Source organism: Mycobacterium shunyiense (assembly GCF_058270075.1).
In genome coordinates this window covers 54058-66322 of sequence record NZ_JBZDPU010000022.1, presented here as the reverse complement: position 1 = coordinate 66322, position 12265 = coordinate 54058, and the positions used below count along the sequence as shown (strand labels likewise).

At 64.9% G+C, this 12265-nt stretch carries 9 protein-coding genes and 1 tRNA gene; 6 read left to right on the top strand and 4 right to left on the bottom strand.

The genetic code is table 11. From position 1 onward, the window contains the following. Positions 1 to 175: 175 nt before the first annotated feature. Complete coding sequence (locus tag AC4ELH_RS24670) at positions 176 to 940, top strand: DUF899 domain-containing protein (protein ID WP_448448906.1); 765 nt, start codon at positions 176 to 178, stop codon at positions 938 to 940. A 114-nt stretch (positions 941 to 1054) separates the two neighbouring features. On the opposite strand, the gene AC4ELH_RS24665 is transcribed toward AC4ELH_RS24670, so the two are convergent. Beyond that, on the bottom strand, positions 1055 to 2467 hold the full coding sequence (locus AC4ELH_RS24665) for an RNA-guided endonuclease InsQ/TnpB family protein (RefSeq protein WP_448448908.1): 1413 nt from the start codon (positions 2465 to 2467) through the stop codon (positions 1055 to 1057). A gap of 165 nt (positions 2468 to 2632) precedes the next feature. On the opposite strand from AC4ELH_RS24665, the gene AC4ELH_RS24660 reads away from it, so the two are divergent. After that, a tRNA-Cys gene (locus tag AC4ELH_RS24660) sits at positions 2633 to 2703 on the top strand. 310 nt (positions 2704 to 3013) lie between these two features. Here AC4ELH_RS24660 and AC4ELH_RS24655 read toward each other — a convergent pair. Further along, a complete protein-coding gene (locus AC4ELH_RS24655) occupies positions 3014 to 3466 on the bottom strand; it encodes a hypothetical protein (protein ID WP_207549052.1) in 453 nt (150 codons plus the stop codon). A gap of 224 nt (positions 3467 to 3690) precedes the next feature. On the opposite strand from AC4ELH_RS24655, the gene AC4ELH_RS24650 reads away from it, so the two are divergent. After that, entirely contained in the window at positions 3691 to 4536 is an 846-nt protein-coding gene (locus AC4ELH_RS24650; RefSeq protein ID WP_064880999.1) for an acyl-CoA thioesterase, read from the top strand. Between the two features lies 1 nt (position 4537). On the opposite strand, the gene AC4ELH_RS24645 is transcribed toward AC4ELH_RS24650, so the two are convergent. Continuing rightward, positions 4538 to 6076, bottom strand: a complete 1539-nt coding sequence (locus AC4ELH_RS24645; protein WP_498887332.1) for a glycosyltransferase family 39 protein — start codon at positions 6074 to 6076, stop codon at positions 4538 to 4540. 347 nt (positions 6077 to 6423) lie between these two features. Between AC4ELH_RS24645 and AC4ELH_RS24640 the strand changes: the two genes are divergently transcribed. Then, positions 6424 to 6867: a universal stress protein gene (locus AC4ELH_RS24640; protein WP_055114775.1), complete on the top strand. Its 444-nt coding sequence runs from the start codon at positions 6424 to 6426 to the stop codon at positions 6865 to 6867. Between the two features lie 13 nt (positions 6868 to 6880). Here the strand turns inward: AC4ELH_RS24640 and AC4ELH_RS24635 are convergent, their stop codons facing one another. Continuing rightward, positions 6881 to 7564 (bottom strand): MBL fold metallo-hydrolase, encoded by a 684-nt coding sequence (locus AC4ELH_RS24635; RefSeq protein ID WP_498887330.1) that lies wholly within the window; start codon positions 7562 to 7564, stop codon positions 6881 to 6883. A gap of 73 nt (positions 7565 to 7637) precedes the next feature. Here AC4ELH_RS24635 and uvrA point away from each other — a divergent pair, with 73 nt between their 5' ends. Next, positions 7638 to 10532: an excinuclease ABC subunit UvrA gene (gene uvrA / locus AC4ELH_RS24630; protein ID WP_064934330.1), complete on the top strand. Its 2895-nt coding sequence runs from the start codon at positions 7638 to 7640 to the stop codon at positions 10530 to 10532. Between the two features lie 64 nt (positions 10533 to 10596). Beyond that, complete coding sequence (locus AC4ELH_RS24625; RefSeq protein WP_498887327.1) at positions 10597 to 12243, top strand: ATP-binding cassette domain-containing protein; 1647 nt, start codon at positions 10597 to 10599, stop codon at positions 12241 to 12243. Positions 12244 to 12265: the final 22 nt, after the last annotated feature.

The following is a 12265-nucleotide window of genomic DNA, read 5'->3' as shown; positions in this document are numbered from 1 at the left end:
CACCAGGTGAAAAGAACCCAACCACCGCAACAGCGGCATCACCACATTCACACTGAGTGCGTGTCTGCTGCCCAACGCGCCGGATAACACCAGCAATCTGTGCACGCTCGTGCGCGATGAGTTTCGACGCCGGCGCCGGTCTCACTCCTATAGGACCGATACGAGGAGTGATTCGATGCCGCTGACACTGAATGCCTATCCAGATGTCGTCACTCGCGACGAGTGGCTCGAGGCGCGGAAGAAACTGCTGGCCCGCGAACGCGAGTCGACCCACCTGCGCGACGCCGTCAACGCCGAACGGCGCCGGCTGCCGATGGTCAAGGTGGAGAAGGACTACACGTTCGAGGGGCCCGACGGTGAAGTGACGCTCCTCGACATGTTCGAGGGGCGCAGCCAGCTCTACATCCACCACTTCATGTGGATCGACGCGATCGACGCCGGTTGCCCCAGTTGCACGGCCGCAGCCGATCTGACCTTCACCGAAGAAGATCGAGAGCTGTTGCACGGCAAGGACGTCACCTTCGCCTGTGTGTCCCGCGCGCCGTACGCCAGCATCGCGGCCTACCGCGACAGCCACGGCTGGACGTTCCCGTGGTACTCGTCGCGGGACGGCGACTTCACCTACGACTACCACGTGACGCTCGACCCGGCCCGTGCTCCAATCGAATACAACTACAAGTCCGCCGACGAGTTGCACGCCGACGGTTTCAGTGACGACGACCTGCGCGGTGACTGGCCGGGGGCCAGCGTCTTCCTACGCCGCGGCGACGAGATGTTCCACACCTACTCGGCCTTCGCCCGAGGCCTCGACCACAGCGCGGTCGGATACCCGTTCCTCGACCTCACCCCGTACGGACGACAGGAAGCGTGGGAGGACTCGCCGGCCGGGTGGCCGCAAGGCGGACCAGCGGTCGGCAGGCCGGTGGGGGACTCCGGCTAGTTAGTGATCATTGCGATTGATGTGTGACTGAGTGGCTGAAGCGTGTCCCACAGATGTGTTGAGTTGGGACACCGCCCTTCTCGGGCGTCGTCGGTGCTCGCCGCGGGTTGCGGTTCATACGCCGGTTCCCGCCGCATCCGGGTTGGTTCCACCAGGACACGAGGGGTTCTGGTCAGCGCCATCCCGTTGGCGGGCATTGTTGGCCCGGCCTCCTGCTTGGGGGTCCGGGGGTCGGTGAAGGCCGTAATGGGTCAAACCCCAGCGGGCCAGGTTTGTAGCCGCATTGGTGTCGCGGTCGACGGCATGTCCACAACCACATGTGAACATCCGATCGGCCAGCGTCAGCGTGTGGTGGACCTCCCCGCATTGCGAACATTGCCGCGTCGACGGGTACCAACGGCTGGCTTCGACGACGTGGCCGCCTCGCCAGGCCTGTTTGTACTTGAGGAGGCGGGCGAACTCGGCCCATCCAGCGTCGGATATGGCTCGGGCCAGCCGACGATTGCGCAACATCCCTGCCACGTTCAGGTCCTCGATGACGAGCTGGTCGTGGGTCTTGACCATCTCATTGGCAACTTGATGCAGAAAATGGCGCCTGGTGTTAGCCACATGTCGATGATGCTGTGCCAATCGGGCTGCAGCATCCTTCCGGTTGCGTGATCCTTTCTTCTTGCGTGACAACGATTTCGCGAGCCGTCGTTGCCGTTTCATTTCCGCAGCTAGGACTTTGGGTGCAACGATGCGCGCCACCTCAGTCCCGTCACCGGTGGCTGCGACTAGAAACGTCGACAACCCGCGATCTACGCCGACCCAGCCAGCTGCGTCAGAATCGTTGCGTGTGGAATGTTGGCGTTCGGGATGCAGTTCTGCGGCCTGTACATTCAGTGCTATCCACCAACGTCCACCGTGGTGGCTGACTGTAGCGAAGCAGACCTTGGCTCGGCCGTTGGCTAACATGCGCCGAAGCCGCCGGGTGTCATCGTGCACACGGACTTGCCCGAGACCGGGCAGCGTGACCGAACGAGGACGGCCGTTGTCGCCCACCCGGATTCCTGGCGGATGACCTTTGCCGTGTTTGTTGCGCAATCGAAACGACGGGCTGTTGGCGGTTTTCTTCTTGAACTGGGGAAACCCGACCCGCTTGCCCCTACGCTTACCTGACCGCGAATCCGACCAGGCCGCCAGACCCCCGGCCAGATCGACCGCGGCCTCCTCGAATACTTGCTGATACACACGGTCCCGCCACGCCAACCCCGTAACCGCGATCTTTGTGACGCCCTCGGCATCGACGGTGAACACCCGGCCGGCATCCTCGGATTTCTTCCACGCATTGAACCGGTTGATCAGGTCAAACCCACTCCATGGCACTTTGACAGCGGGATCGGTTTTGCGTTGCCTGAGGTTGGTTTTCACCATCCGCAAGCACTGGTTGAACGCGAACCGGGAGGCTCCGCAATGTCGGGCCATGGCCTCCTGCTGCTCGGTAGTGGGATCCAAGCAGTATCGGAACGTAGTGTGCCGAGACATTGGAGGAGAGTTTTCCACGGAGCACCGACAACCTGGACTGCAAAGAGGTGCCAGACCCGTGAGGCAGTGACATGTCGCGTGAAATCGCGGTGAGGGCACGGGATGTAATCACCTGGATCCAAACACTGGGTCCGCACTGACAGCAGTGGCACTGTATGTCCTGACGCGGGTGTGGCTGAGTGGTCAGGCACCGGCCTGCAAAGCCGTTTACACGGGTTCGAATCCCGTCACTCGCTCGATGGAAGGCGCAGTTCAACTGACGCATGCAGGGTTGCTGGGGCAGGTGCTGGGAGCGGTTGCTCCCGCACTGCTCCCGCGATTCGGGGCGGCAGCATGACCGGGGCACTGACGCCGGTGCTGGATCACGTTGCCCACGAAGTGCTGACACAGGAGAGACGCGAGAGCTGGGCGCGCAGAGCGGGTCAGGGCATGACGTCTGATCGTTGAGCCCGTGTGAGAGGCAGCGGTCCCGAGTTCGGTACGCGCATTTGCGTTCTCGACGTAGCGACTCAGGAGCGACAGAAGGGCGTAGGGGATCGCATCCGGTCAGTACGGGGCGGTCGGCGGGTACTGCGCCGGGTAGGCGGTGGGCATCAGCTTTTTGTTGTGCTGGTCTGCGGCCATGTAGGCCCACACCATCCCCCCGATCCAGGTGAACAGCCAGAGGAACCAGGCGATGCCGAGGGTGAAGAATCCGATGATCAGCAGCAGTGCGTTGATGCCGAACATGATGAAGGCGCCGGGAACGGTTGCGTAGAGCATGCCCAGGCAGCCGAACAGCCCGGCCAGCACGGCGGCCAGCCCGGGGCTCTTCGTCGGAAGGGCCGGCGCGTACAGGTTGACCTGGACCGGAGGCTGGGCCGGGTACGGGTAAAGGCTTGGGCCGGTGGCGCCGATGTAACTGGGCGGCGGGCTCAGCTGGGGCTGCAGCATCGGTGGTGGCTGCAGCGGCGCGGGCGCTGGCACAGCGGGCGGATAGTTGTCGTCAGCCTGACTCATGGTTGCCCCCGTGGTTCGTGCGGTGAGGCGAGGCTACTCCTGGCGATCCGGTTGGGTGTTGCTGGGCTGTTCCGCGTCGAGCAGGTCCTAAGCCATGCGGCGCACCTTGTCCGTGGCCGTCAACAGGCATCCCGTAGGGGATTTTCGGTGAAGGTGTCGAATACCAGGGGACAGGACCCCGTCGCAAACGGCGGCGCACCGCATCGAATAATGCTGCCGTGCCCATGTTGCCTCTCGCCGACATCCTGTCCACCCTCGAGCTGGTCGAGTCAGAGGACGGCACGTTCGTCGCCGAACAGCGGGACAACCCCACCCATCACATCGTGGGCGGTCACCTCACTGCCCAGGCGCTGATCGCGGCCGGTCGCACCGTGCCTGGCCGACTGCCGCACAGCCTGCACGTGTACCTGCTGCGGGCCGGTGACGCCCGGTACCCGGTGTACATGGAGGTGAGCAACCTGCGCGACGGAGGCTCGCTGTCCACGCGTCAGGTCACCGCCCGCCAGGGTGGAGAGATATTGCTGGAGGCGATGATCTCGTTCAGCGTCCCGATGGACGCGGCGGACTACCATCGTCGCGCGCCCGAGGTGCCCGGTCCCGAGACTCTTCCCCGGGTCGAGGAGCAGTTGCAGGCGTTCGCCGATGAGGCCGACGGGTTCTGGGTGCGCCCGCAGTGGATCGAGCGACGCTACATCGACCCGCCGCCACGGCTGGCGATCGAGATGGCGGAGCCGCCGGAGCGCACCCGGATGTGGTGGCGTCCCGCCGAACCCGTGACCGGCGATCCGATCATCAACAGTGCGCTGCTGACCTACTTCGCGGGTACCGCACTGCTCGACACCACGGTGACCATGCGGCGTGCCACCCATGTGACCACGTTCTCGGCGTTGATCGACATGGCGATCTGGTTTCACCGTCCTGCTGATCTGACGGATTGGGTGTTGTCCGACCAGCTTTCACCGAGCGGCATCAACGGGCGGGGTCTGGCCAGCGCGACCCTGTACAACCACGCGGGGCAACTCGTGTGCACGACGACGCAGGAGATGTACTTCGGCCGCCGTCGCGACTGACTCAGCGGGTGGACTTGACCACTTGGGCGAAGTTGAACTGCCAGCGTTCGACGATGTGGAAACCCATGCTTTCCGGCACTTGATAGGCCGGGGCACGGTCGAGTCGGGGTCCGGGCTTGAGCCCTGTTCCACTCTGTCGGCTCGGTACCGACGGGTCGCGTTCGGACACCGTCCACAAGACGGTGCAGTTGCGCACCTCGTCAGCCACCCCCCAGATCCCGAGATGCGCATCCCACAGCCGATTTCGTTTCCAGGCCGGGGTACCGCGACCGGGATCGACAAGGTCGGCGTACGCGGCCGGCCGGGCGGCGGTGAGCGGGCGGATCGGGCCCGGCTTCCATGAGGTGGTGTTGTCGAAGATGATGCAGTCGCCGGGGGAGGAGTGCGCCGAGATGACGTCGGCGACCTGGCTGAAGTCCATGCCCTCCTTGGCGTACGGGCCGCGCTGCACCATCAGGTAGTTGGGTGTTGCCGCGACGGCGAACACCGCCAGTACGGCAGTGATCCACTCCCTGCTGCGAGCCACCGCCACCACGCACACGGCGAGCAGCAGTGCCATCGCCGGCGTGGTGAAACTGAGATAGCGAGGGTAGTAAAGCGGTTGGGCAACAGCCGAATACACCAGCAAAACCACGGTCGGGGCGACAACCCATACCGCGGCCACGAGCACCAGCCGTCGGGTGCCGTCATCGGTGGGCCGCAGCCTTCTGACCACCAGCGGTGCGCCCAACACAGCGGCTGCAAGTACCGCGAAGGCCACACTGTGATCGAAATATTGTCTGACCAGGACTTCGGTAACTGAATGCAGACCCAAATGTGAGATCCACCCGACCTGGAAGCTCTGCGAGCGACACCACAGGACGAAGGGGACCAGGACGAGAATCGCACCCGCTGTCACCGAGGCCCACCTGATGCGGGTACCGCGACGGCTACAGAGGACTGCGATGGCCGCCGCGTGCGGGATCACCATCAGCACCACGAAGATGTTCAGTACGGCCGAAACCGCCAGCAGTGCACCGTATGACAGCCACAGTGCACTGCGGTCGCGCCGGATGGCGCAGACGAGTAGAACGGTCAGCCACACCGCGGCCAGCATCGACCACGAGTAGGAGCGGGCTTCGATACCTGCCCACGTGATCCTGGGCAGCATCGCGAAAAGAATTCCCGCACAGACCGATAGCGTGCGAGTGCCGAACTGCCGCCCGAGAACCACGACCCCGCCCGCGGCGCCGCCGATGGCCAGGCAGCTGGAGAACCTGGACCAGAACTCCGTCGCGGGGAAGATGCTGAACCAGCCGTGCATGCCGAGGTAATACAGCCCGTGCACCGCGTCGATATGGCCGAGCAGATCCCACAGCTGCGGCACCGATCGGGTAGCAGCCGAGATGGTGGCCGCCTCGTCGAACCACAGCGACGGACGTGCGGCTCCCGCCGCGCACAGCACGATGGCAAATGCCGCCACCGCCAGGGCGTCGAATCGGGCTTCTCGGCCGATGCGGCGGTCCGCGCCGTCGGCGCGCTCGTTCAGCGATAGATCCACGTCAGCGACGGTGTCACCCCCTCAAGTGATGGCAAACAATAACCTGAGGGGAGCCGACTCGCTTTATCCGACAGGGCTATTGCCGGGCGGTCCCGACAGATGAGCTGGATCACTCCCGCGGTGAATCGTCCTGGCGACAACCCGGATTCGGCCGACGTCGACTACGTCACGGTCGGCACCGAATTTGCGCCTCTGCGAGTTAATATCAGGGCCGGTTCGCCGGACCGGGATGCCAATAGTGGGTCCAGTTGTCGGCTGTCCGTGCGGGTGTCGTGATTTGCGCCCCTGGTCAGCGGTGACGGGTTACTGTCTCGGGTGGCGTTGCAACTGACAGTGGGAGGGTATTGATGAGCGCGTATCGAACCGTGGTGGTCGGCACGGACGGATCTGATTCGTCGTTGCGTGCAGTCGACCGCGCCGGTCAGATTGCCGCAGGCTCGAATGCCAAACTGATCGTGGCAACCGCGTACTTCCCCCAGAGCGAAGACCAGCGTGCCGCCGATGTGCTCAAGGAAGAGGGCTACAAGATGGCCGGCAACGCGCCCATCTACGCCATCCTCCGCGAGGCGACGGACCGCGCGAAGGCTGCCGGCGCCACCGAAATCGAGGAGCGGCCGGTTGTCGGCGCTCCGGTCGATGCGCTCGTCGAGCTGGCCGAGGACGTTCAGGCGGATCTGCTGGTGGTCGGCAACGTCGGCCTGAGCACGATTGCCGGCCGTCTGCTGGGCTCGGTGCCCGCGAACGTGGCACGCCGGTCCAAGACCGACGTGCTCATCGTCCACACCAGCTGAGCCGCTGCCCGACTCACCAACCGCGCTCGCGCCACTCCCCGAGATGGGGACGTTCGGCGCCGAGCGTGGTGTCGTCTCCGTGCCCGGGGTACACCACTGTGCGGTCGTCGTAGACGTCGAACACCTTGGTGCTCACATCGCCCAGTAACCGCTCGAAGTCACCGGGCTGCCAGGTCTTGCCGACTCCGCCGGGGAACAGGCAGTCGCCGGTGAACAGGTGGGTCACGCCGTCCGGTGACTTCAATGCCAGGGCAACCGACCCCTCGGTGTGGCCCTGGAGATGGATCACGTCGAACGTCAGGTCGCCGATCGTGATCGTGTCGCCGTCGGCCAGGATCCGGTCGGGCGTCACCGGCAGTGGTTCGGCGTCCAGGGAGTGTGCGGCCGTCGGCGCCCCGGTGACCTCTGCCACAGCCTCCAGCGCCTGCCAGTGGTCGAAGTGCTGGTGGCTGGTGACGATCAGCGACAGCTTCGGCGTCTGCTGCTTGATCACGTCCAGCAGCACCTCGGCGTCGTTGGCGGCGTCGATGAGCAGCGTTTCTCCGGTGGAATTGCAGGTCACCAGGTAGGCGTTGTTATCCATTGGGCCCACCGACACCTTGATGATCGAGGCGTTCGGCAGGGTGCGCCTGGCCGCGGTCTGCGGCTCCTGGTGGCCGGTATAGGTGTCATCAACCGCGATGTGGGGGCAGGTCATAGCGCCACCGTATCCGGCTTGTCGGTGGGCGCACATAGCATGGGCGTGAAGTCTGTCGTGGGAAAGGAAACGCGTGGCTGACCGCCTGATCGTGAAGGGTGCGCGCGAGCACAATCTGCGGGGAGTCGACCTCGATCTACCCCGTGATGCGCTGATCGTGTTCACCGGCCTGTCCGGGTCGGGCAAGTCCTCGCTGGCCTTCGACACCATCTTCGCCGAGGGGCAGCGGCGCTATGTCGAGTCGCTGTCGGCCTACGCCCGGCAGTTCCTCGGTCAGATGGACAAGCCCGATGTCGATTTCATCGAGGGCCTCTCGCCTGCGGTGTCCATCGATCAGAAATCGACCAACCGCAACCCCCGGTCGACGGTGGGCACCATCACCGAGGTCTACGACTACCTGCGTCTGTTGTACGCCCGCGCGGGCACCCCGCACTGCCCGGTGTGTGGTGAGCGCATCGCCCGGCAGACCCCGCAGCAGATCGTGGACCAGGTCCTGGCCATGGATGAAGGCCTGCGTTTCCAGGTGCTGGCCCCGGTGGTCCGCACCCGTAAGGGCGAGTTCGTCGACCTGTTCGAGAAGCTCAACACCCAGGGCTACAGCCGCGTGCGGGTGGACGGCGTGGTGCATCCGCTGACCGATCCGCCCAAGCTGAAGAAGCAGGAAAAGCACGACATCGAGGTGGTCGTCGACCGGCTCACGGTGAAGGCCAGCTCCAAGCAGCGCCTCACCGATTCGGTGGAGACGGCGCTGAATCTGGCCGACGGCATCGTGGTGCTGGAGTTCGTGGACCGCGAGGACGACCATCCGCACCGGGAGCAGCGTTTCTCCGAGAAGTTGGCCTGCCCCAACGGCCACCCGCTGGCCGTCGATGATCTCGAACCCCGGTCGTTCTCGTTCAACTCGCCGTACGGCGCCTGCCCGGAGTGCACAGGCCTGGGTATCCGCAAGGAGGTCGACCCCGAGCTGGTCGTGCCCGACCCGGAGCTGACCCTGGCCGGCGGTGCGATCGCGCCGTGGGCAGTGGGGCAGAGCGCCGAGTACTTCACCCGCATGTTGTCCGGTCTGGGGGATCAGCTCGGGTTCGACATCGACACCCCGTGGAAGAAGCTTCCGGCCAAGGCGCGCAAGGCGATTCTGGAGGGGTCGGATCACCAGGTCCACGTTCGGTACAAGAACCGCTATGGCCGCACCCGGTCGTACTACGCCGATTTCGAAGGCGTGATGGCGTTCCTGCAACGCCGCATGGAGCAGACCGACTCGGAGCAGATGAAGGAACGCTACGAGGGCTTCATGCGCGACATCCCGTGCCCGGAGTGCAACGGCACGCGGCTCAAGCCCGAGATCCTCGCGGTGACCATGACCGCCGGGGACCATGGCGCGAAATCCATCGCCGAAGTGGCCGAGCTGTCCATCGCAGACTGTGCTGATTTCCTGAACGATCTGACGCTGGGCACCCGCGAGCAGGCCATCGCCGGGCAGGTGCTCAAGGAGATCCAGTCGCGGCTCGGGTTCCTGCTCGACGTCGGGCTGGACTACTTGTCGCTGTCGCGGGCCGCCGCGACGCTGTCCGGCGGTGAGGCACAACGTATCCGGTTGGCCACCCAGATCGGCTCCGGTCTGGTCGGCGTGCTGTACGTCCTCGACGAGCCCTCCATCGGCCTGCACCAGCGCGACAACCGCAGGCTGATCGACACCCTGGTCCGATTGCGGGACCTGGGTAACACGCTGATCGTCGTCGAACACGACCTGGACACCATCGCGCATGCCGACTGGGTGGTCGACATCGGCCCGGCAGCCGGCGAGCACGGTGGCCGGATCGTGCACAGCGGCACCTACCAGGATCTGCTGACCAATCCCGAATCCATCACGGGCGCTTACCTTTCCGGTAAGGAGAGCATCGAGCTTCCGGCCATCCGGCGGCCCACCGACAAGCGTCGTCAGGTCACGGTCGTCGGGGCGCGGGAGAACAACCTCAAAGAGATCGACGTCGCGTTCCCGCTCGGCGTGCTCACCTCGGTCACCGGGGTGTCGGGTTCTGGCAAGTCGACGCTGGTCAACGACATCCTGGCCTCGGTGATGGCCAACAAGCTCAACGGTGCGCGGCAGGTGCCCGGCCGGCATACCCGCGTCAACGGACTCGACCAGCTCGACAAGCTGGTGCGCGTCGACCAGTCGCCGATCGGCCGCACGCCGCGGTCCAACCCGGCCACCTACACCGGGGTGTTCGACAAGATCCGGTCCCTGTTCGCCGCCACCACCGAGGCCAAGGTCCGCGGCTATCAGCCGGGCCGGTTCTCGTTCAACGTCAAGGGCGGCCGGTGTGAGGCCTGCTCGGGTGACGGCACCATCAAGATCGAGATGAACTTCCTGCCCGACGTCTATGTGCCGTGCGAGGTGTGCCAGGGCGCCCGCTACAACCGGGAAACCCTTGAGGTGCACTACAAGGGCAAGACCATCGCCGAGGTGCTGGACATGTCGATCGAGGAGGCGGCCGAGTTCTTCGAGCCGATCAGCTCGATCCACCGTTACCTCAAGACGCTCGTCGACGTGGGTCTGGGTTACGTGCGGTTGGGGCAGCCCGCGCCGACGTTGTCCGGCGGCGAGGCGCAACGCGTCAAGCTCGCGGCCGAATTGCAGAAGCGGTCCACCGGGCGCACCGTCTACATCCTCGACGAGCCCACCACCGGCCTGCACTTCGAGGACATTCGCAAGCTGCTCAAGGTGATCAACGGCCTTGTCGACAAAGGCAACACGGTGATCGTCATCGAGCACAACCTCGACGTGATCAAGACTTCGGACTGGATCGTCGACATGGGGCCCGAGGGCGGGGCCGGGGGCGGCACCGTCGTCGCGCAGGGCACGCCCGAGGACGTGGCGGCCAACCCCGACAGCTACACCGGTCAGTTCCTCGCCGAGCTGGTCGACGCGCCCGCACCGAAACCCAAGCGCCGCAAGGTCAGCGCCTGACCGACCTGGGTGCGGCCGATAATTCGGTTGCCCCGGGGCTCTGCGGTTTTGGAGACTGGCACTCATGGGCCACGTCGAGGTCGCACACATCAGCCATACGCTGCCGGATGGACGGCAGCTGCTCGATGATGTCTCGTTCCGGATCACCGACGGCACGGCGGCGGCACTTGTCGGTCCCAACGGCGCAGGCAAAACCACGCTGCTGCGGCTGATCTCCAGCGATCTGGTGCCCCAGCAGGGCACGGTCGCCCACAGCGGTGGCCTGGGGGTGATGCGCCAATTCATCGGGGGTATCCGGGACTCCACGTCGGTCCACGAACTGCTGTTGTCGGTGGCGCCGCCTCGCCTGCGTGCCGCCGCGGTCGACGTGGATGCGGCCGAGCTCGTCCTGATGGAGCGTGACGACGAATCCAGCCAGATGCGCTACGCCAACGCGCTCGCCGGCTGGGGCGACGCCGGCGGATACGACGCCGAAATCCTTTGGGACGCCTGCTGCATCGCCGCGTTGGGAATGCCCTACGACTCCTGTCGCTGGCGTCTGGTGAACACGCTGTCGGGTGGCGAACAGAAACGACTGGTGCTCGAGGCGCTGCTCCGTGGACCCGACGAGGTATTACTGCTGGACGAGCCGGACAACTATCTCGACGTGCCGGGCAAGCAGTGGCTGGAGCAGCGACTGGGGGAGACCACCAAGACGATCCTCATGGTCACCCACGACCGGGAGCTGCTCAGCCGCACCGCGGAACGGATCGTCACGGTCGAATCGCGGCATGTCTGGATCCACGGCGGCGGGTTCGCCAGTTATGCGCAGGCCCGCCGGGACCGTAACGAACGTCTCGAAGAACTCCGACGACGATGGGATGAGGAGCACGCCAAGCTGAAGACGCTCGTCGTCGAGCTGCGTCAGAAGGCCGCGTACAACGACGGTATGGCGTCGCGGTATCAGGCCGCGTTGACCAGGCTGCACAAGTTCGAAGAGGCCGGTCCTCCCGAGGTGCCGCCGCGTGACCAGGACATCAAGATGCGATTGCGAGGCGGCCGCACCGGCAGACGCACGGTGATCTGCAATGACCTCGAACTCACTGGTCTGATGCAGCCGTTTGACCTGGAGATTTTCTACGGTGAGCGCGTTGCGGTGCTGGGTTCCAACGGTTCTGGCAAGTCGCACTTCCTGCGACTGTTGACCGCGGTGGCCGACGAGTTGCCTCGTGGGGCAGTCGCCGCCGAGCCTGTGGCACACAGTGGTCTTGCGCGACTTGGCGCCAGGGTATCGCCGGGACTGTTCGCTCAAACCCATGCACGCCCGGATCTCGCCGGCCGAACACCATGCGAGATCGTGATGGTCGAGCACGCGAGGCTGCGCACCGAAGCGATGAGCGCGTTGGCTCGCTATGAGCTGCAAGTCTGCGCGGAACAGCCTTTCGAAACACTTTCAGGAGGCCAGCAGGCCCGGTTGCAGATTCTGCTACTCGAACTGGGCGGCGCGACACTACTGCTGCTCGACGAACCCACAGACAACCTCGATCTTGCCAGCGCTGAAGCGTTACAGGACGGACTTGCCGCCTATGCGGGTACGGTGGTCGCGGTCACCCATGACCGTTGGTTCGCGCGGTCGTTCGACCGTTTCCTGGTGTTCGGGTCCGATGGCTCCGTCTATGAATCGACCGACCCGGTGTGGGACGAGTCGCGGGTCGTACGAACGCGGCGTTAGCTTTTCGTGAGCGGCGATTGAA

Excerpts from the sequence above, each read along its gene's own strand:
- AC4ELH_RS24670 (WP_448448906.1), top strand. The coding sequence starts at position 176 with ATGCCGCTGACACTGAATGCCTATCCAGATGTCGTCACTCGCGACGAG.
- AC4ELH_RS24665 (WP_448448908.1), bottom strand. The coding sequence starts at position 2,467 with ATGTCTCGGCACACTACGTTCCGATACTGCTTGGATCCCACTACCGAG.
- AC4ELH_RS24655 (WP_207549052.1), bottom strand. The coding sequence starts at position 3,466 with ATGAGTCAGGCTGACGACAACTATCCGCCCGCTGTGCCAGCGCCCGCG.
- AC4ELH_RS24650 (WP_064880999.1), top strand. The coding sequence starts at position 3,691 with ATGTTGCCTCTCGCCGACATCCTGTCCACCCTCGAGCTGGTCGAGTCA.
- AC4ELH_RS24640 (WP_055114775.1), top strand. The coding sequence starts at position 6,424 with ATGAGCGCGTATCGAACCGTGGTGGTCGGCACGGACGGATCTGATTCG.
- AC4ELH_RS24635 (WP_498887330.1), bottom strand. The coding sequence starts at position 7,564 with ATGACCTGCCCCCACATCGCGGTTGATGACACCTATACCGGCCACCAG.
- AC4ELH_RS24625 (WP_498887327.1), top strand. The coding sequence starts at position 10,597 with ATGGGCCACGTCGAGGTCGCACACATCAGCCATACGCTGCCGGATGGA.